This window comes from Pseudomonas juntendi (assembly GCF_009932375.1).
Taxonomy (GTDB): domain Bacteria; phylum Pseudomonadota; class Gammaproteobacteria; order Pseudomonadales; family Pseudomonadaceae; genus Aquipseudomonas; species Aquipseudomonas juntendi.
Genome location: NZ_BLJG01000081.1, coordinates 1 through 22,494 on the forward strand (window position 1 = coordinate 1; position 22,494 = coordinate 22,494).

General features: G+C 63.9%; 23 protein-coding genes and 1 pseudogene. 17 read left to right on the forward strand and 7 right to left on the reverse strand.

Translation table 11 applies throughout. The features are described 5' to 3' along the window. Positions 1–78: 78 nt before the first annotated feature. Together GYA94_RS11835 and aptA are read right to left on the reverse strand one after the other, a co-directional pair. Positions 79–1,572, reverse strand: coding sequence for a CoA-acylating methylmalonate-semialdehyde dehydrogenase (locus tag GYA94_RS11835; protein ID WP_161892366.1), 1,494 nt, complete (start codon positions 1,570–1,572; stop codon positions 79–81). 72 nt (positions 1,573–1,644) lie between these two features. Beyond that, positions 1,645–2,991 (reverse strand): omega-aminotransferase AptA, encoded by a 1,347-nt coding sequence (aptA, locus tag GYA94_RS11840; RefSeq protein WP_110679917.1) that lies wholly within the window; start codon positions 2,989–2,991, stop codon positions 1,645–1,647. 118 nt (positions 2,992–3,109) lie between these two features. Here aptA and GYA94_RS11845 point away from each other — a divergent pair, with 118 nt between their 5' ends. The 5 genes from GYA94_RS11845 to GYA94_RS11865 all read left to right on the forward strand — a co-directional run bounded on the left by GYA94_RS11845 (position 3,110) and on the right by GYA94_RS11865 (position 7,415). Beyond that, positions 3,110–4,027 carry a LysR family transcriptional regulator gene (locus tag GYA94_RS11845; RefSeq protein ID WP_009685803.1) on the forward strand — a complete coding sequence of 306 codons (918 nt, stop codon included), beginning with the start codon at positions 3,110–3,112 and terminating at the stop codon, positions 4,025–4,027. 90 nt (positions 4,028–4,117) lie between these two features. Next, the gene (locus GYA94_RS11850; RefSeq protein WP_009685802.1) at positions 4,118–4,780 is read left to right on the forward strand and encodes a TetR/AcrR family transcriptional regulator; all 663 of its coding nucleotides are present in this window, start codon (positions 4,118–4,120) and stop codon (positions 4,778–4,780) included. Between the two features lie 9 nt (positions 4,781–4,789). Beyond that, positions 4,790–5,374, forward strand: coding sequence for an IMPACT family protein (locus GYA94_RS11855; RefSeq protein ID WP_029885178.1), 585 nt, complete (start codon positions 4,790–4,792; stop codon positions 5,372–5,374). Positions 5,375–5,694: 320 nt separating this feature from the next. Beyond that, positions 5,695–6,381: an SDR family oxidoreductase gene (locus tag GYA94_RS11860; protein ID WP_054913404.1), complete on the forward strand. Its 687-nt coding sequence runs from the start codon at positions 5,695–5,697 to the stop codon at positions 6,379–6,381. Between the two features lie 86 nt (positions 6,382–6,467). Continuing rightward, positions 6,468–7,415: an adenosine deaminase gene (locus tag GYA94_RS11865; protein ID WP_029885177.1), complete on the forward strand. Its 948-nt coding sequence runs from the start codon at positions 6,468–6,470 to the stop codon at positions 7,413–7,415. An 8-nt stretch (positions 7,416–7,423) separates the two neighbouring features. On the opposite strand, the gene GYA94_RS11870 is transcribed toward GYA94_RS11865, so the two are convergent. Continuing rightward, positions 7,424–8,137, reverse strand: a complete 714-nt coding sequence (locus tag GYA94_RS11870; protein ID WP_054913405.1) for an ArsR/SmtB family transcription factor — start codon at positions 8,135–8,137, stop codon at positions 7,424–7,426. A gap of 474 nt (positions 8,138–8,611) precedes the next feature. Here GYA94_RS11870 and GYA94_RS28185 point away from each other — a divergent pair, with 474 nt between their 5' ends. Then, positions 8,612–8,809 (forward strand): hypothetical protein, encoded by a 198-nt coding sequence (locus GYA94_RS28185; protein WP_082416213.1) that lies wholly within the window; start codon positions 8,612–8,614, stop codon positions 8,807–8,809. Here GYA94_RS28185 and GYA94_RS11875 read toward each other — a convergent pair. Together GYA94_RS11875 and GYA94_RS11880 are read right to left on the reverse strand one after the other, a co-directional pair. Then, the gene (locus GYA94_RS11875) at positions 8,760–9,941 is read right to left on the reverse strand and encodes a multidrug effflux MFS transporter (RefSeq protein ID WP_054913406.1); all 1,182 of its coding nucleotides are present in this window, start codon (positions 9,939–9,941) and stop codon (positions 8,760–8,762) included. The genes GYA94_RS28185 and GYA94_RS11875 overlap by 50 nt on opposite strands. Before the next feature lie 155 nt (positions 9,942–10,096). Next, positions 10,097–10,294, reverse strand: coding sequence for a heavy-metal-associated domain-containing protein (locus GYA94_RS11880; RefSeq protein ID WP_009685795.1), 198 nt, complete (start codon positions 10,292–10,294; stop codon positions 10,097–10,099). A 144-nt stretch (positions 10,295–10,438) separates the two neighbouring features. Between GYA94_RS11880 and GYA94_RS11885 the strand changes: the two genes are divergently transcribed. The 5 genes and pseudogenes from GYA94_RS11885 (at position 10,439) to GYA94_RS28695 (ending at position 15,784) form a co-directional block, all read left to right on the forward strand. Further along, a complete protein-coding gene (locus GYA94_RS11885) occupies positions 10,439–10,825 on the forward strand; it encodes a hypothetical protein (protein WP_029885175.1) in 387 nt (128 codons plus the stop codon). Positions 10,826–10,877: 52 nt separating this feature from the next. Continuing rightward, positions 10,878–13,277, forward strand: a complete 2,400-nt coding sequence (locus GYA94_RS11890) for a heavy metal translocating P-type ATPase (protein WP_110679914.1) — start codon at positions 10,878–10,880, stop codon at positions 13,275–13,277. Beyond that, positions 13,274–13,684: a Cu(I)-responsive transcriptional regulator gene (gene cueR / locus GYA94_RS11895; RefSeq protein WP_009685791.1), complete on the forward strand. Its 411-nt coding sequence runs from the start codon at positions 13,274–13,276 to the stop codon at positions 13,682–13,684. Before GYA94_RS11890 ends, cueR begins: the two co-directional genes overlap by 4 nt. Positions 13,685–13,996: 312 nt before the next feature. After that, positions 13,997–14,926: pseudogene (locus GYA94_RS28690) on the forward strand (HAMP domain-containing protein); the annotation flags it as partial. 129 nt (positions 14,927–15,055) lie between these two features. Further along, a complete protein-coding gene (locus GYA94_RS28695; protein WP_370738651.1) occupies positions 15,056–15,784 on the forward strand; it encodes a methyl-accepting chemotaxis protein in 729 nt (242 codons plus the stop codon). A gap of 73 nt (positions 15,785–15,857) precedes the next feature. Here the strand turns inward: GYA94_RS28695 and GYA94_RS11905 are convergent, their stop codons facing one another. Continuing rightward, a complete protein-coding gene (locus GYA94_RS11905) occupies positions 15,858–16,637 on the reverse strand; it encodes an AraC family transcriptional regulator (protein WP_009685789.1) in 780 nt (259 codons plus the stop codon). Positions 16,638–16,745: 108 nt separating this feature from the next. Beyond that, on the reverse strand, positions 16,746–18,023 hold the full coding sequence (locus GYA94_RS11910; RefSeq protein WP_161892368.1) for an acetyl-CoA C-acetyltransferase: 1,278 nt from the start codon (positions 18,021–18,023) through the stop codon (positions 16,746–16,748). A 118-nt stretch (positions 18,024–18,141) separates the two neighbouring features. On the opposite strand from GYA94_RS11910, the gene GYA94_RS11915 reads away from it, so the two are divergent. The 6 genes from GYA94_RS11915 to GYA94_RS11940 all read left to right on the forward strand — a co-directional run. Next, positions 18,142–19,494, forward strand: a complete 1,353-nt coding sequence (locus tag GYA94_RS11915) for a 3-oxoacyl-ACP reductase (protein WP_110679911.1) — start codon at positions 18,142–18,144, stop codon at positions 19,492–19,494. A gap of 2 nt (positions 19,495–19,496) precedes the next feature. Then, positions 19,497–20,348: a MaoC family dehydratase gene (locus GYA94_RS11920; RefSeq protein ID WP_161892369.1), complete on the forward strand. Its 852-nt coding sequence runs from the start codon at positions 19,497–19,499 to the stop codon at positions 20,346–20,348. A gap of 91 nt (positions 20,349–20,439) precedes the next feature. Continuing rightward, positions 20,440–20,745 carry a MazG-like family protein gene (locus GYA94_RS11925; protein WP_009685784.1) on the forward strand — a complete coding sequence of 102 codons (306 nt, stop codon included), beginning with the start codon at positions 20,440–20,442 and terminating at the stop codon, positions 20,743–20,745. After that, positions 20,742–21,491: a methyltransferase domain-containing protein gene (locus GYA94_RS11930; RefSeq protein ID WP_161892370.1), complete on the forward strand. Its 750-nt coding sequence runs from the start codon at positions 20,742–20,744 to the stop codon at positions 21,489–21,491. Before GYA94_RS11925 ends, GYA94_RS11930 begins: the two co-directional genes overlap by 4 nt. A 21-nt stretch (positions 21,492–21,512) precedes the next feature. Beyond that, entirely contained in the window at positions 21,513–22,136 is a 624-nt protein-coding gene (locus GYA94_RS11935; RefSeq protein WP_047149812.1) for a DUF4136 domain-containing protein, read from the forward strand. Positions 22,137–22,155: 19 nt separating this feature from the next. Beyond that, positions 22,156–22,494 (forward strand): DUF4136 domain-containing protein (locus GYA94_RS11940; RefSeq protein ID WP_161892371.1); only part of this gene is annotated, 339 nt, incomplete at its 3' end.

Sequence of the window (22,494 nt, forward strand, 5' to 3'; positions counted from 1 at the left end):
GCGTCAACCTTTAATTTCAAGAAAACCCTAAAAAGCAAAACGGGGAGGCCTACCGGCCTCCCCGCTCCCCCTCACCCCTTACAAGCTTGGGAACGCAAACTGCGATGCTTCATGGCTGGCCCGCTGCGGCCAACGCTGGGTAATTGCCTTGCGACGGGTATAGAAGCGCACCCCGTCCGGCCCGTACGCATGCAGGTCACCGAACAACGAACGTTTCCAACCACCAAAGCTGTGATACGCCACCGGCACCGGCAGCGGAACGTTGACCCCCACCATGCCCACTTCGATTTCGTCGCAGAACAAACGTGCGGCCTCACCGTCACGGGTGAAGATGCACGTGCCGTTGCCATATTCATGATCGTTGATCAGTTGCATGGCCTGTTCCAGACTGTTGACCCGCACAACGCACAGTACCGGGCCGAAAATCTCTTCTTTATAGATACGCATCTCTGGCGTGACCTTGTCGAACAAGGTACCGCCCACGAAGTAGCCATCTTCATTCCCGGTCACTCGGAAGCCACGCCCATCCACCACCAGCTCGGCCCCCGCTGCAACGCCCTCATCGATGTAGCCCACCACCTTGTCACGCGCAGCGGCAGTGACCAATGGCCCCATGTCCAGACCGCACGAGGTGCCTGCACCGATCTTCAAGGCTTTGATCTGCGGTTGCAGCTTGGCGATCAGCGCATCGGCCACCTGGTCACCCACGCACACCGCCACCGAAATGGCCATGCAGCGCTCGCCACACGAACCGTAGGCCGCCCCCATCAGTGCGCTGACCGCGTTATCCAGGTCGGCGTCCGGCATCAGTACCGCATGGTTCTTGGCACCACCCAGGGCTTGCACGCGCTTGCCGCGCTTGGTGCCCTCGGCATAGATGTACTCGGCAATCGGCGTAGAGCCCACAAAACTGAGCGCTTTCACTTCCGGCGCTTCGATCAACGCATCCACCGCTTCCTTGTCACCGTGCACCACGTTGAGGATGCCCTTCGGCAGACCGGCCTCCAGCAGCAACTGGGCGATGAACAGGGTGGAGCTAGGGTCACGTTCGGACGGCTTGAGAATGAAGGCGTTACCACAGGCAATCGCCAGCGGGTACATCCACAGCGGCACCATGGCCGGGAAGTTGAACGGCGTAATACCGGCAACCACACCCAAAGGCTGGAAATCAGACCAGGCATCGATGTTCGGGCCCACGTTGCGGCTGTACTCGCCTTTGAGCACCTCAGGCGCGGCGCAGGCAAACTCGACGTTCTCGATACCACGCTTCAGTTCGCCAGCGGCGTCTTCCAGCGTCTTGCCATGCTCTTCGCTGATCATTTGCGAAATGCGCGCTTCATTCTGCTCCAGCAGTTGCTTGAAGCGGAACATCACCTGAGCCCGCTTGGCCGGTGGCGTATTGCGCCAAGCCGGGAACGCCGCCTTGGCCGAATCGATCGCTTCCTGCACGGTCGCGCGGCTAGCCAGCTCGACTTTGCGCACGGCCTGGCCGGTGGATGGGTTGAATACATCGGCGGTGCGCTCACCCTTGGTAACCAGCTCGCCGTGAATCAGGTGCTGAACAATGCTCATGCAAAACTCCAGATGAAGAAGGTAGAGGCCGGCGCGCGTCTGCGCACGCGCCGCGCAGCAAAATCAGAAAGATCAGTCGATCAGGTTCAGGGTTTCGCCGACAGCGTCGAACAGGCGGTCCAGTTCATGCGGCTGTGTGTTGAAGGTTGGGCCGAACTGCAAGGTGTCGCCACCAAAGCGTACATAGAAGCCCGCGCGCCACAGTTTCATCGCCGCTTCGTAAGGGCGAACAATGGCATCACCGTCACGGGCGGCGATCTGGATCGCACCAGCCAGGCCATAGTTACGGATATCGACGACGTTCTTGGTGCCCTTCACGCCGTGCAGCAGCTTTTCGAAGTGCGGTGCCAGCTCGGCGGAGGCCTGCACCAGGTTTTCCTTCTGCAGCAGGTCCAAGGCAGCGATACCTGCGGCACAGGCCACCGGGTGGGCCGAGTAGGTATAACCGTGCGGAAACTCCACGGCGTACTCTGGCGTTGGCTGGTCCATGAAGGTCTGGTAGATCTCGCTGCTGGCAATCACCGCGCCCATCGGAATGGCGCCGTTGGTCACCTGCTTGGCGATGCACATCAGGTCCGGGGTTACGCCAAAGGCCTGCGAGCCGGTCATGGCGCCCATGCGGCCGAAGCCGGTAATCACTTCGTCGAAGATCAGCAGAATGTTGTGCTGGGTGCAGATTTCACGCAGGCGCTTGAGGTAACCCTTCGGCGGCGGCAGCACACCGGCGGAACCGGCCATGGGCTCGACGATCACCGCGGCGATATTGGACGCGTCGTGCAGCTCGATCAGTTTGAGCATTTCTTCGGCAAGGGCGATGCCACCCTCTTCGGGCATGCCTTTGGAGAACGCGTTCGCCGGCAATACGGTATGAGGCAGGTGGTCGACATCCAGCAGTTGGCCGAACATCTTGCGGTTGCCATTGACCCCACCCAGGCTGGTGCCGGCGATGTTCACGCCGTGGTAGCCACGGGCACGGCCGATGATCTTGGTCTTGGTCGCCTGGCCTTTCAGGCGCCAGTAAGCCCGCACCATCTTCAGCGCCGTGTCGGCGCACTCGGAGCCCGAGTTGGTATAGAAGACGTGGTTCAGGTTACCTGGCACCAGGTCGGCGATCTTTTCCGCCAGCTGGAACGACAATGGGTGGCCGAACTGGAACGCCGGGGAGTAATCGAGCGTGCCCAACTGGCGGGTCACCGCGTCGGTGATTTCCTTGCGGGTGTGCCCGGCGCCGCAGGTCCACAGGCCGGAAAGCGCGTCAAAGATCCTGCGCCCCTGGTCATCGACCAGGTGGTTGCCATCGGCCGCCACGATCAGGCGCGGGTCGCGCTGGAAGTTGCGGTTGGCCGTGTACGGCATCCAGTGGGCGTCAAGCTTGAGCTGGCTGGCGATACCCACGGGGGCGGTTTCAGGCATGTTCATCGGCGGTTCCTCGAAAGACGATCAGGCAACGATGGATGTGGTTGCAGCTAAGTTGGCACGCGGATAGAGTCTGAAAAAGCCTACATTTCTAATCTTCACACAGGCCGCTACTAAACTAATGAGCCGACGCCCCGATCCACTTGCGCAGGTCAGCGACTTCGACATCCGCCTGCTGAAAATCTACCGCAGCGTAGTCGAATGCGGTGGTTTTTCGGCCGCCGAGAACGTGCTGGGCATCGGCCGCTCGGCCATCAGCCAGCAAATGAACGACCTCGAGCAACGCCTGGGGCTGCGCCTGTGCCAGCGCGGCCGCGCCGGTTTCTCGCTGACCGAGGAAGGCCGCGAGGTCTATCATTCGGCCCTGCAACTGCTCAGCGCACTGGAAAGCTTCCGTACCGAGGTCAATGGCCTGCACCAGCATCTGCGCGGCGAGCTGAACATCGGCCTGACCGATAACCTGGTCACCCTGCCGCACATGCGCATCACCCATGCCCTGGCCGAACTCAAGGACCGTGGCCCCGATGTGCGCATCCAGATCCGCATGATCGCGCCCAGCCAGGTCGAACACGGCGTGCTCGACGGCAGCCTGCATGTAGGCGTGGTGCCACAGACCAGCCCGCTTTCGGGCCTGGAATATCAACCGTTGTACAGCGAGCGTTCATTGCTGTACTGCGCGGTCGGTCACCCACTGTTCTATGCCGACGACCAGCAGATCGACGACGAGCGCCTCAACAGCCAGGAAGCCATCACCCCCACGTTCCGCCTGCCGGCCGAAATCCAGGCGCATTACCAGGCGCTGCACTGCACGGCCAGTGCTTCGGACCGTGAGGGCATGGCGTTTCTCATCCTTACCGGGCGCTACATCGGTTACCTGCCCGACCACTACGCCACGTTCTGGGTCCAGCAGGGCCGCTTGCGGGCACTCAAACCGCGCGAGCGCTTCTACGACCTGAGCCTGAGCTGGGTGACACGCAAAGGCAGGCGACCCAACCTGGTCCTGGAAAGCTTTCTCGACAGCCTGGCTGCGACACGCTGATGCCTGTCTCTGCCGCAAACGCTTGTCACCTTGGCACAGGCAGGTAATCTTGTCCGACAGCCGCAGCCACTGACCCGTACGGAATCGTCCATGACCCTAGAAGTCCCTGCGCATCGCCTATCCGCCTCGGGCAAGCCCGCGGGCCGCATCCGCCAGAAGAACGAACAGGCCATTATCCAGGCCGCCGAAGACGAGTTTGCCCGCCATGGCTTCAAGGGCACCAGCATGAACACCATTGCGCTGAAGGCAGGGTTGCCCAAGGCCAACCTGCATTATTACTTCACCAACAAGCTGGGCCTCTACATTGCCGTGCTCAGCAACATCATCGAGCTGTGGGACAGCACCTTCAACGCCCTGAGCGTCGAGGACGACCCCGGTGCAGCACTGAGCCAGTACATTCGCACCAAGATGGAGTTCTCGCGGCGCAACCCCCAGGCATCGCGTATTTTCGCCATGGAAGTGATCAGCGGCGGCACCTGCCTGACCGAGTACTTCAGTGCCGACTACCGCGAATGGTTCCGTGGCCGCGCCGCCGTATTCGAGGCGTGGATGGATGCCGGCAAGATGGACCGGGTAGACCCCGTGCATCTGATATTCCTGCTATGGGGCAGCACCCAGCACTATGCCGATTTCGCCACCCAGATCTGCCAGGTTACCGGCCGTAGCCGCCTGACCAAGCAAGACATGGAAGAAGCGAGCAACAACCTTATCCACATCATTCTCAAGGGCTGCGGCATCAAGCCGGCTGCCTGACCCACATTTATGCCCTCTACCCTGCTCGACCTCTGCGAATACCGCGAGGAAATCCGTAAAAGCCGCTTCATCACCCTGGCCGGGCCGATCACCAGTGCCGCCGAAGCGATGAGCTTCATCGAACGCCACAGCGACCTGGCCGCTACCCATAACTGCTGGGCCTGGAAGCTCGGCGCGCAGTACCGCAGCAGTGACGACGGCGAACCCGGTGGCACTGCCGGGCGGCCCATCCTGGCCGCGATCGAGGCGCAGGACTGCGATCAGGTCGTGGTGCTGGTGATTCGCTGGTACGGTGGTATCCAGCTGGGTACGGGCGGCCTGGCCAGGGCCTACGGTGGGGGCGCCAACAAATGCCTGCAACAGGCCCCCAAGCGGCTGCTGGTGCAGCGCAGCGAGTTCGCCTGTAGTTGCAGCTTCAGCGAACTGGCACTGGTAAAACTGCGCCTGGCCGAGGTCGATGGGCTGGTGCTCGACGAGCAGTTCACAGCCAATGGCGTGGACCTGTTGATCGCTCTGGGTGAAGCCCACCTCGCAGCGTTGCAGCAGCAACTGGCCGACCTTAGCCGCGGGCGTATACTGCTGCAAGCGCGCTGAATCTGCCCACAACTGCTGTGGGCCTGCCTGTGGATAAGCTTGGGGCATCATGCTGCAAGCCAGAGCAGGCATGGCCTGTAGCGCTTTGATCATTATTTGATCGGCACTACTGGCAGGCTCAAGGCATTGAATGAATTCAGGTTATCCCCAGCCTCACACCCGCCACAACCGGCAGGGTCAGCCCGTGTTTCACACATTAACTGTGGAGCAGCCTGTGGATAACCCGTGCGCCACCGTGCAAAGCCCCCAGCGGCACGGGGTTTACCGCTGCTGCACATTTTTTAACCACCTCCATCCGAAAAACCAACAAGGAGCGCCCCATGGCTGACGCCAAGCACGCACTTATCATCGGCGCCTCGCGCGGGCTCGGCCTGGGCCTGGTGCAACGCCTGCAGGAAGACGGCTGGACCATTACCGCCACCGTCCGCAACCCTCAGCAGCCCGGAGCCCTGGCAGCTGTGCCTGGTGTGCACATCGAGCAACTGGAAATGAACGACACCGCCCAGCTCGATGGCCTGAAGCAACGCCTGCAAGGCCAGGTATTCGACCTGGTATTCGTCAACGCCGGGGTCATGGGCCCACTGCCGCAAGACCTTGAAAGCGTGCACAAAGACGCCATCGGCGACCTGTTCATGACCAATGCCGTGGCCCCGATTCGCGTCGCCCGCCGCCTGGTCGGCCAAGTTCGCAACGGCAGTGGCGTGCTGGCCTTCATGAGTTCGGTCCTGGGCAGCGTCACTGTCCCCGACGGTGGCGAACTCTGCTTGTACAAAGCCAGCAAGGCGGCGTTGAACTCGATGATCAACAGCTTCGTCGTCGAACAACAACGCCCCGACTTGTGTGTTCTGGCCATGCACCCTGGCTGGGTGAAGACCGACATGGGTGGCGAGCACGCAGAGATCGACGTGCTCACCAGCACCCGCGGCATGCTTGAACAAATCAAGGCGCAAAGCGGTACAGGCGGCCTGCGCTTCATCAATTACAAAGGCGAAACCCTGACCTGGTGATTCATCAGGTCGCAGCCCGGCCGGGCGCAATACCCGGCCAGCCCCTGTAGAATGCCGGCAACCGTACCTGATCGAGATATGCCCTTATGTATGACTGGTTGAACGCCCTGCCCAAGGCGGAGCTGCACCTGCACCTCGAAGGCTCGCTGGAGCCTGAGCTGCTGTTCGCCCTGGCCGAGCGCAACAAGATCGCCCTGCCATGGGCCGATGTGGAAACCCTGCGCGGGGCCTATGCCTTCAACAACCTTCAGGAGTTCCTGGACCTGTATTACCAGGGCGCCGATGTATTGCGCACCGAGCAGGACTTCTATGACCTGACTTGGGCCTACCTGCAGCGCTGCAAGGCGCAGAACGTGATCCATACCGAGCCGTTCTACGACCCGCAAACCCACACCGACCGGGGTATCCCCTTTGAAGTGGTGCTCAACGGTATCAACCAGGCGCTCAAGGATGGCCGCGAGCAGTTGGGCATCAGCAGTGGCCTTATCCTGAGCTTCCTGCGCCACCTGAGTGAAGAGGAGGCACAAAAAACCCTCGACCAGGCGCTGCCCTTCCGCGATGCGTTCATTGCCGTTGGCCTGGACAGCTCGGAAATGGGCCACCCACCCAGCAAGTTCCAGCGTGTATTCGACCGCGCGCGGAGCGAAGGCCTGGTTGCCGTCGCCCACGCTGGCGAAGAAGGCCCGCCCGAATACATCTGGGAGGCGCTGGACCTGCTGCAGATCAAGCGAATCGACCACGGCGTACGCGCCATCGAAGACGAGCGGCTGATGCAGCGCATCATCGACGAACAGATCCCGTTGACCGTGTGCCCGCTGTCCAACACCAAGCTCTGCGTGTTCGACCACATGAGCCAGCACAACATCCTCGACATGCTCGAGCGTGGCGTGAAGGTCACGGTGAACTCGGACGACCCGGCGTACTTCGGCGGCTACGTCACGGAAAACTTCCACGCCCTGCACACTCACCTGGGCATGACCGAAGACCAGGCCCGCCGCCTGGCCCAGAACAGCCTGGACGCCAGGCTGGCCTGACGCGCGGCTCAACCCACCTGCAAGGTGGCAACGCGGGCTATGCGGTTGATCTGCTGGATGCCCAGCGCCGAGATATGCAATGCCCGCGTGTCCTCGGCCTCGCGCATCCAGCCAGATTGCAGGAACAGCCTGAACAAGGCCTGGCCCAACACGCCCCCCAGGTGCGGCGCCTGGTCGTTCCACTCGGTGCAGCGGCAGATCACGCAGCCGCGCTGTTGGTGCGGCGCCAAGGCATCGATGTACACCCCTACCAGGGCCAGCTGCGCCCGCCCTTCATCGCTGACCATCAACAGGCGGCCACTGCCTTCCAGCCAGCCCGCGACCACCATGCGGTGGTATAGCTCACTGGCCAGCTCGCCCCCCAGGTGATCCCCGCAGCGACGCGCCCGGCGCAGCGACATGGGCAGCGGTGACACCGGCACCTTGGCCCGCTCCCCCCTGGCGCTTTCCAGTTGCACGCTGGCCAGCGCCTCTACCGCCGCCCCGACCTGCGGGGTAGCCAGGCGAAAATAGCGTTTGCGGCCACGGGCTTCATGCCTCAGCAGCCCAGCCGATGACAACAACGACAAGTGCGCGCAAGCCGACGACGAGGTCAGGCCGGTCATCATCGCAAGCTCGTTGGCCAGGCGCGGCGTACCGTCGATCAATGCCCACAACATGGCACTGCGCTTGGGGTCGGCCATCAGGCTGGCGATCTGGCTGATACTGCTGACTGCGTTCATGTCCCTGTAACTCCCTGCAAGTTCACTGTGTGGATGCGATGGCCAACCCTGGCAGGGAAGCACCTCTCGCTGGCACTGGCCTGGATCGCCAGTATAAGCCGCAGAAATGCCCAATCTGGCAGCCCCACACCGCCCAGTCCTCGTAAAAAAGCCACTGGGTATACCTACCCATTGCAAGGCGGGAACAGGACCGACGCGACCGGCGAAAACCCTGCGCGTAGGCGTTTTCGGCCCGTTGAGACAGGGGGCTCGTTAACTCAGCAGGAAAAAAACCTTCGGCACGTTCGGACGTAGCCGACAGCCAGGTACTACAAGTAGCGCAAACTAAAGCGAACGTTTCCCGGCCTTGCAGGCATTGCAGCGCAACCGGCAAACACACAATCAGGCACCGCCAGTCAGGACACTGACCCAGCGCATGGCAGACGAGAACAGCAGCGCTAAACTGATGCCGCTCCCTTCTGGAGGTAAGCCGCGATGAAAATTGTCGTCAGCGCTTCACGCCGAAACCCCGCCTGCCCCTGGCAGGTCCAGCTCGATCAGCATGTGGTCGGGTTCCGCAGCGAGGCCGAGGCACGGGCCTTTGTCGCCACACTGGAACGCCGCCTGCGCGCCCCTCACCCGCTCAAGCGCGAACCCTGGCCTGCAAACGGCGGGTCAGTAGCGCGGCACTGACTGCCAACGCACCGCAAAGGCAGATCACCAGCGCCATCGGCACGGCGCTGCCATCGTGCAGCAGCCCAACCAGCGCCGCTGCGCCCGCCGCCACACTGAACTGGACACAGCCCATCAGCGCCGAGGCACTGCCGGCACGCGCGCCCTGGCCGCTCATGGCGCAAGCCGAGGCATTGGGGATGATGCAACCGAGGCTGGCAATGCAGACGAACAACGGCACCAGCAGCGGCCACAACGCGGTCGGCCGCCACGCCGCCACCGCGAGCAGCGCCAGCCCGGCCCCCAGGTACAACCACACGGCACGGGCCAGCAGGAAGGCCGGCCCGCGCTTGGCCAGCAAGCGGGCGTTCACCTGCGCCACCAGGATAAAGCCCGCTGCGTTGGCACCAAACAGCCAGCCATAGTGCTCGGCTGGCACGCCATACAGTTTGATGAACACGAAAGGTGAACCGGCGATATAGGCGAACATGCCGGCAATGGCGATACCGCCCGTCACCGCATGGCCGAGGAACACGCGGTCTGCCAGCAGGCGCAGATACTGGCGCAAAGCGCCGGACAAGGGCTGGCGCGGCATGTCCTCAGGCATGCTCTCCGGCAACCCCAGGCTTACCGCCAACAGGCAAGCGGCACTGAACAGGCCCAGGGTAAGGAAAATCGATTGCCAGCCGGCCACATTCACCAGCACCCCACCCAGCATCGGCGCCAGGATCGGGGCCAGGCCCATGACCAGCATCAATTGCGAGAACACCTTGGCCGAGGCGACCGGGTCGCACTTATCGCTTACGATGGCCCGCGACAGCACCATGCCCGCACAACCGCCAAGGGCCTGGACGAAGCGTGCCAGCACCAGGGTGTCGAGGTTGGGGGCATAGGCACAGGCCAGTGACGCCAGGGTGAACACGGTCACGCCAAACATCAGCGGTTTGCGCCGGCCAAAACGGTCAGCCACTGGGCCGTAAGCCAACTGGCCGATGGACAAGCCAAGGAAATAGGCGGCCAATGTGGCCTGGACGTGTTTTTCGTCGGTGGCGAACGCCTGCGCCATGGCCGGGAAGGCCGGCAGGTAGAAGTCGATCGCCAAGGGCCCGAACGCACTGAGTGCGCCCAGGATGAGCACCATTCGCAGGTTCATCAGGAATCCATAGCAGGCTAAGCAAGTAGATGATTCTACCTGCTGTCGCCCCTAGGAATGTGAAAACATTTGCAACAAACCTAGGCCCTGTCGCGATGGGCCGCACAGCGGCACCACCGTCAGGGCCTCAACCCTGAACCCGGGTCGACACCCTGTTACCCCACCTCAGCCTGATATCCTTCCTCGCGGATGGCCGCCAGAACCTGCTCCTGCACCAACTCACTCTGCACCCGCACCTGCTTGGCCGCCAGGTCGACTTCTACCTTGGCGGACGCATCCAGCTGCTGCACTGCCCGCGTCACGGCCTTTACACAGTGGCCACAGGTCATGCCTTGTACATTGAACACTTGCATAGGGTTGCCTCCTTCAGGTTTTCCACGAGTTTCAAGCTTGCCATCAGGGCAAGGTCAAGTGCCGTGTGGAACAGCTGGGGTGGAAATCCGCACGCGCGTCGGCCAAGCTGCGCCTTTGACGATCAGCCAAGCAGGAGATTTTTCATGTTCAGGGCAGCATTGGGCGTCGTCGGGTTGGTCAGCGCACTGGCTGTGGTGCCACCGGCCAGCGCAGAGGACAACTCGGCCTACAGCGTACTGATCATTTCCCGGGAGCGCCTGGAAGTGGCTACCAGCTGTGAAATCGGGGTGTACCTCAATGATCAGCTTTCCGGGCGGGTGTTTCAGGAGCAGTCCACCTCGTTCAACCTGCCGCCTGGCCCGGTCGATGTGCGCCTGCGCCGGTTGCCTGGGCAAACCCCGGGTTGCGCGCCAGGCATCGAGGACCAACGCAGCACACGTTTGAACCTGCAGGCGGGCCAGATCAACAAATATCGCATCACCATGGGTCAATATGGGCTGGAATTGAAGCGCGCCGATCTAGGCTATTGACCTTCCCTGCATGGCAAGGTTGATGCTGGAGCACTGTCCAAGGAGGAGAGCCATGCCCGCATCCACCACCTATGACCTGCCGATCTCCGGCATGACCTGCGCCAGCTGTGCTGGCCGGGTCGAGCGCGCACTGCGCAAGGTCAGCGGCGCTGAACACGTCAGCGTCAACCTCACCACTGAAAAAGCCCGTGTCCAGGCCCCGGCCGACCGCCTGCCAGCCTTGGTCGATGCGGTACGCGAAGCCGGCTACGGCGTGCCCACGCGCACGCTGGAACTGCAGATCGGCGGCATGACCTGCGCCAGTTGCGTGGGCCGCGTGGAGCGGGCCCTTGGCAAAGTGCCCGGGGTGGAGCGGGTGAGTGTCAACCTGGCCAATGAACGTGCCCACCTTGAAGTGCTGGCCGCCCTCGACGACAACCTGCTGATCGAAACGGTACACAAGGCCGGCTACAGCGCCAGCGTGCCGCAAGCCGCCATAGACGAGCAGGCCACCGCCCAGCGCCGCCTGCGTCACGAACGCCTGGCAGTGGCTGCAGCATTGCTGCTGGCGCTGCCTTTGGTGCTGCCCATGCTGGTGCAGCCATTCGGCCTGCATTGGATGCTGCCCGCCTGGGCGCAATTCCTGCTGGCCACCCCTGTGCAGTTCATTCTCGGCGCCCGCTTTTATATCGCCGCCTGGAAAGCCGTGCGTGCCGGCGCCGGCAATATGGACCTGCTGGTTGCCCTGGGGACCAGCGCTGGTTACGGCCTGAGCCTCTACGAATGGGCCCAGGCCCCCGCCGGCATGGCCCCGCACCTGTACTTCGAGGCCTCGGCGGTGGTAATCGCCCTGGTGCTGCTGGGCAAGTACCTGGAAAGCCGTGCCAAACGCCAGACCGCCAGCGCCATTCGCGCGCTCGAGGCACTGCGCCCGGAGCGCGCAGTGCGCGTGGTTGGCGACCGGGAAGAAGATGTGGCGATCGCCCAGCTGCGCCTGGGCGACCTGGTGCTGGTCAAGCCCGGCGAGCGCTTTCCGGTCGATGGCGTGGTCGAGGATGGCAGCAGCCATGCCGATGAAGCCCTGATCAGCGGCGAGAGCCTGCCAGTGCCCAAACAACCCGGCGACAGCGTCACCGGTGGCGCCATCAATGGCGAAGGCCGGTTGCTGGTACGTACCGAAGCCCTGGGCACCGAGACCGTGCTGGCGCGCATCATCCGCCTGGTGGAAGACGCGCAGGCCGCCAAGGCGCCGATCCAGAAGCTGGTCGACCGGGTCAGCCAGGTATTCGTCCCCGCCGTGCTGGTACTGGCGCTGCTGACCCTGCTCGGCTGGTGGCTGGCTGGCGCGGCGCTGGAAACCGCCCTGATCAACGCCGTGGCCGTGCTGGTCATCGCCTGCCCTTGCGCCCTTGGCTTGGCCACACCCGCAGCGATCATGGCCGGCACCGGCGTCGCCGCCCGCCACGGCATCCTCATCAAGGATGCCGAGGCGCTGGAGCGCGCGCATGCGGTGAACCGTGTGGTGTTCGACAAGACCGGTACCCTGACCTCGGGCAGCCCGCGGGTAGTCCACAGCCAGGCCCTGGTCGGCGACAGCGCCAGCCTGCATCGCCTGGCCGGCGCCCTGCAACGGGGCAGTGAACACCCGTTGGCCAAGGCGGTGCTGCAGGCCTGCACCGAGCAAGGCCTGCAGGTACCCAGCGTCAGCGACAGCCAGTCGCTCACCGGGCGCGGCATTGCCGGGCGTGTCGAAGGCCGAGAGCTGGCACTGGGCAACCGCCGCCTGCTCGATGAAAGCGGGCTGCAGCCCGGCGGCCTGGCCGACAAGGCACGCGCCTGGGAAGCCGAGGGGCGTACCCTGTCGTGGCTGATCGAACGCGGTCAGCAAACTCAGGTGCTGGGCCTGTTCGCCTTTGGTGACAGCCTCAAGCCCGGGGCCGCCGAGGCCATCGACACCCTGCATGCGCAGCACATCAGCAGCCATCTACTGACTGGCGATAACCGGGGTAGCGCCAAGGTGGTCGCCGAAGCCTTGGGCATCGACGATGTGCACGCCGAAGTGCTGCCGGCCGACAAGGCCGCAACTGTGGCGGCCCTCAAGCAGGCTGGCGTGGTCGCCATGGTCGGCGACGGCATAAACGACGCGCCGGCGTTGGCCGCCGCCGACATCGGCATCGCCATGGGGGGTGGCACCGACGTGGCGATGCAGGCAGCCGGCATCACCTTGATGCGCGGCGACCCGCGGCTGGTGCCCGCTGCCCTGGAAATCAGCCGCAAGACCTACGCCAAGATCCGCCAGAACCTGTTCTGGGCATTCATCTACAACCTGATCGGTATCCCGCTGGCTGCACTGGGCTACCTCAACCCGGTACTGGCGGGCGCCGCCATGGCCTTGTCCAGCGTCAGCGTGGTCAGCAACGCGCTGTGGCTGAAAGCCTGGAAACCCGCCCGCGCCCCCCAGGAGGCAAAATGAACATTGGCCAGGCCGCCCGCCGCAGCGGGCTCAGCACCAAGATGATCCGTTACTACGAATCCATCGGCCTGCTCAAGCCGGCCACGCGCAGCGACAATGGCTACCGCCTGTACCGGGACGAGGACTTGCACAGCCTGGCGTTCATCAAGCGCTCCCGCGACCTGGGGTTTTCCCTGGAAGAAGTGGGCAAGCTGCTGACGCTGTGGCAAGACCGCCAGCGGGCCAGCGCCGATGTGAAGGCCTTGGCGATGCAGCATATCGATGAACTGAACCGGCGCATCGAGGAACTGGTCAGCCTGCGCAACACCCTTGGCGAGCTGGTATCCCACTGCCAGGGGGACGACCGCCCAGATTGCCCGATCCTCAGCGACCTGGCCAATGGCACTGCTGGCAACTGCTGCCACTAGCGTTTGGTATGCCAAAAGCGTCCATACACGACCGAATAGTCACCAATCACGACTTTATCCAATAAATACGGGCGCTTCGGCTACATAAAACCCGGCTGCTGCCGATGCACTGGTTACCTGCCTCGTGTGTCGACTACAACAATTCCGGGAGCGTCGATGAGCATCAAACAGAAACTGACCTGGGCATTCGCGGTCATCGCCGGTTTGCCCATCGTGCTGGTGGCCACCCTGGTGGTCCTTAACCTGCGTGGCGAAGCCCGCGATGGATTCCTTGACGGCAGTAGCCGGGAAATCCGCCAGGTCAGCAACGCGATGAACATCTTCTTCCAGGGCATCAACCAGAACGTCGAGTACCTGGCCGCGCAGCCGCTGGTGACCGCCACAGGCAGCAACCTGAACAAGTTCCTGAGTGCCAACCCATCCTACGAGCTGGGCGATCAGGACAAGCAACTGCTGGACTTCTTCACCCGCCTGGCAGATTCGCACCCCAACTATGCCTACGTGTCCTACGGCGTCAACGACGGCGGTTACGTCGGCTGGCCAGCCGGGCAGAAGTTCGTCAACTACGACCCACGCCCACGGCCGTGGTACCAGCTGGCCATGGCCAACCCGGGCAAGACCGTGCGCACCGGCGCCTATTACTGGGCTGCCGATGACGCGGTGCTCATCAGCACCGTGCGCGCGGTAGCCAACCAGTTGGGCAACCCCGGCGGTGTGGTCAACATCGACGTTTCGCTCAAGGGCCTGACCGAGATCGTCAAGCAGATCAAGCTGGGCGAGAGCGGCTACCTGATGCTGGTGGAAAGCAACGGCAACGTGATGGTCGACCCACGCGACGCCGGCCACAACTTCAAGCAACTGGCCAGTTTTGGCGACGGCTATGCCGAGCTGGCCAAGGCCGGCAAGGGCCTGGTCGAAGTCGAGCTCAATGGTGTGCGCTACATGGCCAACGTCTACCCCGACGAGCGCCTGGGCTGGACCTTCATCGGCCTGATCGAGCAAGGCGAAGTGATGCAGACCACTACCCGCCTGACCTGGCTGATCGGCGTGGTCGCCTTGGTCCTGGCCGCCCTGTTCGCCGTGGTCGGCGCCGCCTTCGCCAAACTGATCGTGCGCCCGATCAACAGCGTCACCAACGGGCTGGAAGACATTGCCCAGGGTGAGGGCGACCTGACCCGCAGCCTGGAAATTCGCGGCCGCGACGAAACCGCCCAGCTGGCCAACTGGTTCAACCAGTTCCTTGGTGCCATTCGCAGCCTGATCCAGCATATCGGTGCGGCGGCCAGCAAGATCCTCAGCACCTCGCACAGCTCGACCCAGGTGTCCAGCAACATGGCCGAAGCGGCCGGCCGCCAGCGCGAGGCCGTGGACATGGTGTCCACCGCCTTCCACGAGATGGTTGCCACCGCCAACGAAGTGGCGCGCTCGTGCAGCCAGGCGGCCCAGTCTGCGGACAGCGGCCAGCAACAGGCCCGTGAAGGTCAGCAGCAGATCGATGCGGCGGTCCACAGCGTTGACCGCCTGAGCCAGGAAATCGAGCAGTCGGCGCAGTCGATCCAGCAACTGGAGCGTGACAGCAATGCCATCCAGTCGATCCTCGGCACCATTCGCTCGATTGCCGAGCAGACCAACCTGCTGGCCCTGAACGCCGCCATCGAGGCCGCGCGGGCCGGCGAGCAAGGCCGTGGCTTTGCCGTGGTAGCCGATGAAGTGCGGGCGCTGGCCAAGCGCACGGCCGACTCCACCGCAGAAATCGACGGTTTGCTGGGCAACCTGGCCAACCGCACCTCCGAAGTGGCTGCACAGATGCACGCCAGCCTGGAAGTTTCGCAGCAATCGGTCAGCCGTATCGGCCTGGCCCGCGACAGTTTCGGGCAGATCCGCGAGTCGGTGGACGTGATCCGTGACATGAACACGCAGATTGCAACCGCAGCCGAGGAACAGCACCAGGTAGCCGAAGATATCAACCGCCACATCAGCCAGATTCATGGGGATGCGCAGTTGGTGGCCGAGTTGGCCCAGGCAGCACGCCAGGATTCGGAAAGCCTGGCCGGGTTGTCCAATGAACTGGACGTACTGGTGCGCAGGTTCCGCACCTGACAAGGCGCCGGTGCAGGCCGCCCCGTACCGGGGCGGCTTCAGCTACACATAAGCCAGCACCGCCAACCCCTGGTCAAAGCCTCAACTCCCCCGGCGTTGCCCCAAACAGCTGCTTGAACGCCGCAATGTACGCGGATGTGGAATCATACCCACAACCCAGCGCCGCCTCGGTCACGCTCTCCCCCGCCTCCAGCAACGCCAGCGACGACAACAAGCGCATGCGCTGGCGCCAGTTGCGAAAGCTCAAGCCGGTTTCACGCTGGAACAGGCGCATCAGCGTTTTTTCGGAACACCCCAGCTGCCGCGCCCATTGCTGCAAGGTCTGCGCCTGGTCGGGTGCTGCGATCAAGCCATTGCACAGCGCCAGCAAACCCGGGTGGCGCGGCAACGGCAAGGAAAAGCCGACTTCCGGCAGGGTTCGTAACTGGTCGAGCAACACCGCCACCAGCCGCGCCTGCGCACTATCGCCCTCAGGGTAATCGGCTGGGTACAGGCAGAACTGCTTGATCAACTCACGCGCCAGCGGCGTCACCTCCAATACCCGACACTGCGGGGCAGCCCAGGGGCAGGCGTCCCGGCGTACATACAGGCTGCGCATTTCGGCCTGCATCGAGGTCACCACCGCATGCTCGGCGTCAGCCGGGATCCACACCCCCCACTGCGGTGGCGCAAAGTAGCTGCCTGCGTCGGTGTAAACACCCAGCACGCCGCTGATAGCGTAGGAAAACTGTACCCAGTCGTGCTGGTGGCGTGTGGTCCAGGAACCGGCGCCCAGGCTTTCGGCACGTGCGTACAGTGGCCTGGGCAACTGCTTGAGTTCAGGAATGGGACGGGGCTGTCCGATGATCGGCATGGCGGCTTCTGTTAGTGCTGACCAGACAAGCCTAACAGTTACGGTCGACGCCTGCGGGATATCTGCCACCTGCTTCGCGGGCATGCCTGCCAAACAGACGGCGGTTCTTCACCGCTCGACGATGACCGTGACCCCTTGCCCGCCCGCCGCACAAATGGAAATCAAGCCGCGCCCCTTCCCTGCCGTTGCCAGCAATTTCGCCAGGTTGGCCAGTATTCGCCCGCCGGTCGCGGCAAACGGGTGCCCGGCAGCCAGCGAACTGCCCTTGACGTTGAGCTTGCTGCGGTCGATGGCCCCCAACGGTGCATCCAGCCCCAGCCGCTCACGGCAGTACCCAGCGTCTTCCCAGGCCTTGAGCGTACACAGCACCTGGGCCGCAAAGGCTTCGTGGATTTCGTAGTAGTCAAAGTCCTGCAACGTCAGGCCATTGCGGGCCAGCAAGCGTGGCACTGCATACGCCGGTGCCATCAGCAGCCCCTCGCGGCCAGTGACGAAGTCCACCGCTGCGGTTTCACCATCGACCAAGTGCGCCAGCACCGGTAACCCCTGTTGCGCGGCCCACTCTTCACTGGCCAGCAGCACCAGCGACGCACCATCGGTCAAGGGCGTGGAATTGCCTGCTGTCAACGTACCCTGGCCACTGCGGTCGAAGGCCGGCTTGAGCTTGGCCAACTGCTCCATTGTCAGGTCCGCGCGCAGGTTGTTGTCGCGCATCAGCGACAGAAATGGTGTCAGCAGGTCATCGTGCCAACCTTCGGCATAGGCAGCCGCCAGCCGCTGGTGGCTGAGCAACGCCAACTCGTCCTGGGCAGCCCGGTCAATCTTCCAGGCCTGGGCCATGCGTTCGCAATGCTCGCCCATCGACAACCCGGTGCGCGGCTCGCCGTTGCGTGGCAACTCAGGGCGCAGATGGTGCGGGCGCAACTGCAGAAAAGGCTTGAGCCGTTCGCCCAGGTTTTTGCCACGGTTGGCCTGCAGCAGGATATGACGCAGGCCTTCGTTGACCGCAATCGGCGCATCCGACGTGGTGTCCACGCCACCGGCAATGCCGCTGTCGATCTGCCCCAGCGCAATCTTGTTGGCCACCAGCAGCGCCGCCTCCAGGCCGGTGCCGCAAGCTTGCTGCAGGTCGTAGGCAGGGGTTTGCGGCGAAAGCCGCGAACCCAGCACACATTCGCGGGTCAGGTTCATGTCGCGGGACTGCTTGAGCACCGCGCCAGCGACCACCTCACCCAAGCGCAGCCCATGCAGGCGATAGCGCTCGATCAGCCCTTCGAGGGCCGCGGTCAGCATCGCCTGGTTGCTGGCGGTGGCGTAGGCCCCATTGGAGCGGGCAAAGGGAATTCGGTTGCCGCCCAAGATCGCGACCCGGCGAAGTGAACGCATATGCCTGTTCCTCCTGAAACAAATTGAACCGTACTGCCTGGGTGTTCTTACCCTGGTCGAACGACCATCCCACAAACTTGGTCCACACTTTCAAGCTTGCCTTTGCGGAGACCTACTCATGAGCGATCGCTACCTCGGTTTTGCCAACTCCAACCTTGGCCGCCGCCTGGTGGATGCCCTGGGCCTGCCACGCCCTGCACCACTGGAGCGCTGGCAGGCTGGCCGCTTGCGCCCGGTGGAGGGGGCGTTGGTACTGGGTGGCGGCCCCCTGGCAGGCCAGGTCGAAGCTTTCGCCGCGCGCCTTACCGATAACATATACCGTTTCAATGCCGACCACCTGCAGGGCGAGCCTTGGGTCGCTGGCCTGGGGCCGAAAATCAAAGCCGTGGTGTTCGACGCCAGTCACTTGTCCGACAGCGATGAGCTGAAGCAGTTGCGCGAATTTTTCCAGCCGCTGCTGCGCAGCTTGGGCCCGTGCGCCCACATCGTGCTGCTGGGCCGGCCACCGGAAAGCCTCGACAACCCGCTGGCCAGTATCGCCCAGCGCGCCCTGGAGGGCTTCAGCCGCTCGCTGGCCAAGGAACTGCGCAATGGCGCAACCGCTCAGTTGCTGTACGTCGGCCCCGGCGCTGAAGACCAACTGGAAGGTGCCTTGCGCTTCTTCCTCTCGCCCAAGAGCGCGTTCATCTCCGGCCAGGTGCTGCGCCTTGAAGCCTGCGCCAGCCAGGTCGAGGACTGGACCCGCCCGTTGGCTGGCCGCCGTGCACTGGTTACCGGCGCCGCGCGCGGTATCGGTGCGGCCATTGCGCAAACCTTGGCACGTGACGGTGCCGACGTTCTGCTGCTGGATGTGCCACAGGCCAGCCGAGAACTCGATGCGCTCGCTGCCCGGCTTGGCGGCAAGGCCTTGGCGCTGGACATCTGCGCCAGCGATGCCGCCTCACAACTGCTGGCTGCCCTGCCCGACGCCATAGACATCGTTGTGCACAATGCTGGCATCACGCGCGACAAGACCCTGGCCAACATGACCCCGGACTATTGGGACGCCGTGCTCGCGGTCAACCTGCAGGCGCCACAGGTGCTGACCCAGGCGCTGTTTGACGGTGGCGCGTTGGGTGAACATGCGCGCATAACCTTGTTGGCCTCGGTCAGCGGCATTGCCGGCAACCGCGGCCAGGCCAACTATGCCGCCAGCAAGGCCGGGCTGATCGGCCTGGCCCAGGCCTGGGCGCCGAGGCTCGCCGAGCGGGGCGCGAGCATCAACGCCGTGGCCCCCGGCTTCATCGAAACCCACATGACCGCCACCATGCCCATGGGCCTGCGCGAAGCCGGGCGACGCTTGAGTTCGCTGGGCCAGGGCGGTCGCCCACAGGACGTGGCCGAGGCCATTGCCTGGCTCAGCCAGCCGGGCTCGGGGGCGGTCAACGGCCAGGTGCTGCGTGTTTGCGGCCAGGCACTGATGGGGGCCTGACCATGAGCCGACAATGGCACGACCTGCATAGCCCGGCTGCCCGCCCCAGCCTGTACCTGCGTGCCGCCAGCAAGCGCACGATCAGCGGTGAGCACCTGCCCGACGATGGCCTGCGCTGCTTCATCCAGGTTGAGCCGGCCATCCTGGACGCCTATCGGCGGCTTTGCCACTTCCCCGACGATGGCCGCCTGCCGGCTACTTATCCACACGTCATGGCTTTTGCGCTGCAATTGCAGCTGATGACCGCCCGTGACTTTCCCTTCCCGCTGCTGGGGCTGGTGCACCTGCAAAATCGCATCGAAGTGCTGCGGCCACTGGGCGCTATCGAAGGGCTGCGCTTTGCGGTGTATGCGCACAACCTGCAGGCGCATGACAAAGGTGGCACCTTCGACCTGGTGACCGAAGCCGAAGATGGCATCGGCGTGCTCTGGCGTGAAACCAGCCGCATGCTGGTACGTGGACTGAAGCTGGATGGCCAGGCCGACGCGCGTGCAGACGACGAACCGCCTCGCTTGCCCGAGGCCACCCGCTGGTATGCCGACAGTGACATCGGTCGGCGTTATGCCAAGGTGTGCGGGGACTACAACCCTATCCACCTGAGTGCGGTCAGTGCACGGTTGTTCGGCTTTCCCACGGCTATTGCCCATGGCATGTGGACAAAGGCCATGGCACTGGCCGCATTGCGCGGGCACCTGCCGCACAGCGGCTATGCCTTTGAAGTGGCTTTCCGCAAGCCGGTCAGGTTGCCCTCCGAAGTGGTGCTCAGTGCCAGCGAGGCGGGGCCTGCAGGAGTGCTGCGGCTGGATGGGCATGGGGGCATACTGCATATGCTCGGCCGCTGGGATCAGCTCTAGGGCTCTTTGCCGGGCCCTGGGGGCGCTACGCGGCGGCCCCTTGCTTTGCATCGGGCCAGGGCAGAAGCTATGCAGCATTTGGAGACCCCCGATGAACCTGCAAGAGCTTACCCAACGCCTGCACCAGATCCGTGACAACAACGACTGGCGTGGCTTTCACAGCCCGAAGAACCTGGCCATGGCCGCCAGCGTCGAAATGGCCGAGCTGGTCGAGATTTTCCAGTGGCTGAGCGAAGACGAGTCGCGCCAGCTGCCTGCCGACAAATTGGCCCACGCCGGGCAGGAAGTCGGTGACGTGGTGCTCTACCTGTTGCTGTTGTGCAGTGAGCTGGGCCTGGACATGGACCAGGTGGTGCGGGCCAAGCTGGCCGACAGCGAGAGGCGTTTCGCTCGATGAACGACCGTCATTTCGATGAACTGGCCACCCGCTTCGCGGAAAAGATCTACGGCGGCGCCAAGGGCGCGATCCGCCTGGCCGTCTTGCAGGCCGACCTGGCCGAGGCGCTGCCTGATCGCCCGTTACGTGTTCTGGATATCGGCGCCGGCCTGGGTCACATGGCCTTGTGGCTGGCCGAACGTGGCCACCAGGTGACCCTGGCAGAACCGGCTGCACCCATGCTCGACGGCGCCCGGGCCCGTTTTGCCGAAGCCGGCCAGACGGCCACCTTCGTCCAGGCCCCCTGGCAAGACCTGCTCGGCCGATTGAACGAGCCCTACGACCTGGTGCTGTGCCACGCTGTGCTGGAATGGCTGGCCGAACCCGAGAGCATCCTGCCCGTGCTGCACCAGCTCACCGCCACGGGTGGCTGGTTGTCGCTGGCGTTCTACAACCGCGACGCCCTGGTCTACCGCAACTTGCTCAAAGGCCATTTCCGCAAGCTGCGCAGCAACCGCCTGGAAGGTGAAAAGCAGAGCCTGACGCCGCAGAAACCGCTTGATCCACGCGAGCTCAAGGCGCACCTTGAACCCTTGTGGCAGGTGCAAAGTGAAAGCGGTGTGCGGGTGTTCCACGACTACATGCCCAAGGAGTTCCAGGCCAAGGCCGAACTGCTCGACCTGCTGGAGATGGAGCTGGCGTACCGCCGCCACCCTGGGTTCGCCGGGCTCGGGCGCTACCTGCACTGGGTTTGCCGCCCTCGCTGAGCGGCCTGCCGGGAGGAATACATGCCATACCGTCTGTTGTACCTGGCCCTGCTGCCGCTGGCCCTGGCTGGCTGCCAGAGCCCCAATCCGTATGTTGCCAGCAGCCGGCCGTTGCCCCCGGCGCCGGCCCAGGCGGCCGCTACCTTCGATGCCAGCGCCTACCCGGCACCGGCACGGGACTACGGGCGCTACCGCAGCTGGAGCTGGCGTAACGGCCGGTTGCCCAGTGGCTCGGCGGGGGCCGACCCGGCGCCCCTGGCCGATGCCGTTGGTGGTGCCCTCGACCAGCATGGCCTGCGCCCGGCGCGGGGCGGCCCCGGCGACTTGCTGGTAAGCGCCGACATGCGCCTGGAGAGGCGCTTGCGGCAAGTGCGCGATTACGACACCTATGACCCTTACCCCTACGGCAGCGTAGGCTACGGCGGTTACCGCCACGGCTACGGGGGCTATGCCAGCGTGCCAGTGGTGCGGACCTACGAGGTGCAGGTGATGGTGGTGCGCATCGACCTCTACGACGCCCGTACCGGCCAACCGGTATGGAGCGCCAGCGCCGAAAGCGGCAGCGACAAGGACTCGCCACGCGAACGCGAAAACGCCGTGCGCGATGCTGTGCACAAGGCGCTCAGCGGCTATCCTCCCAGTTAATAGCCAACGGAGAACCATCATGTTGCGCCGTCTCGTTCTACTGTCATTCGCGCTGGTGTTGTCAGCCTGCTCGAGCACCAACGTTCAGCAGGATTTCGATGCCAGCCGCGACTTTGCCGCCTACCGCAGCTGGGCATGGCAGGAGCCAGGTTTGCAGTACCGCCCGGATGACCCTCGCATCAAGAGCGACCTGACCGAACAGCGCATCCGTACGGCAGTGGCCGAGCAGCTCGACCAGCGCGGCCTGCGCCCGGTGCAGGGCGGCGCGCGGCCAGACCTGACCGTACGCACCTACCTGATCGTCGAGCAGCGCCAGCAACAGATCACCACCAATTACGGCGGGGGCTGGGGTGGTTAT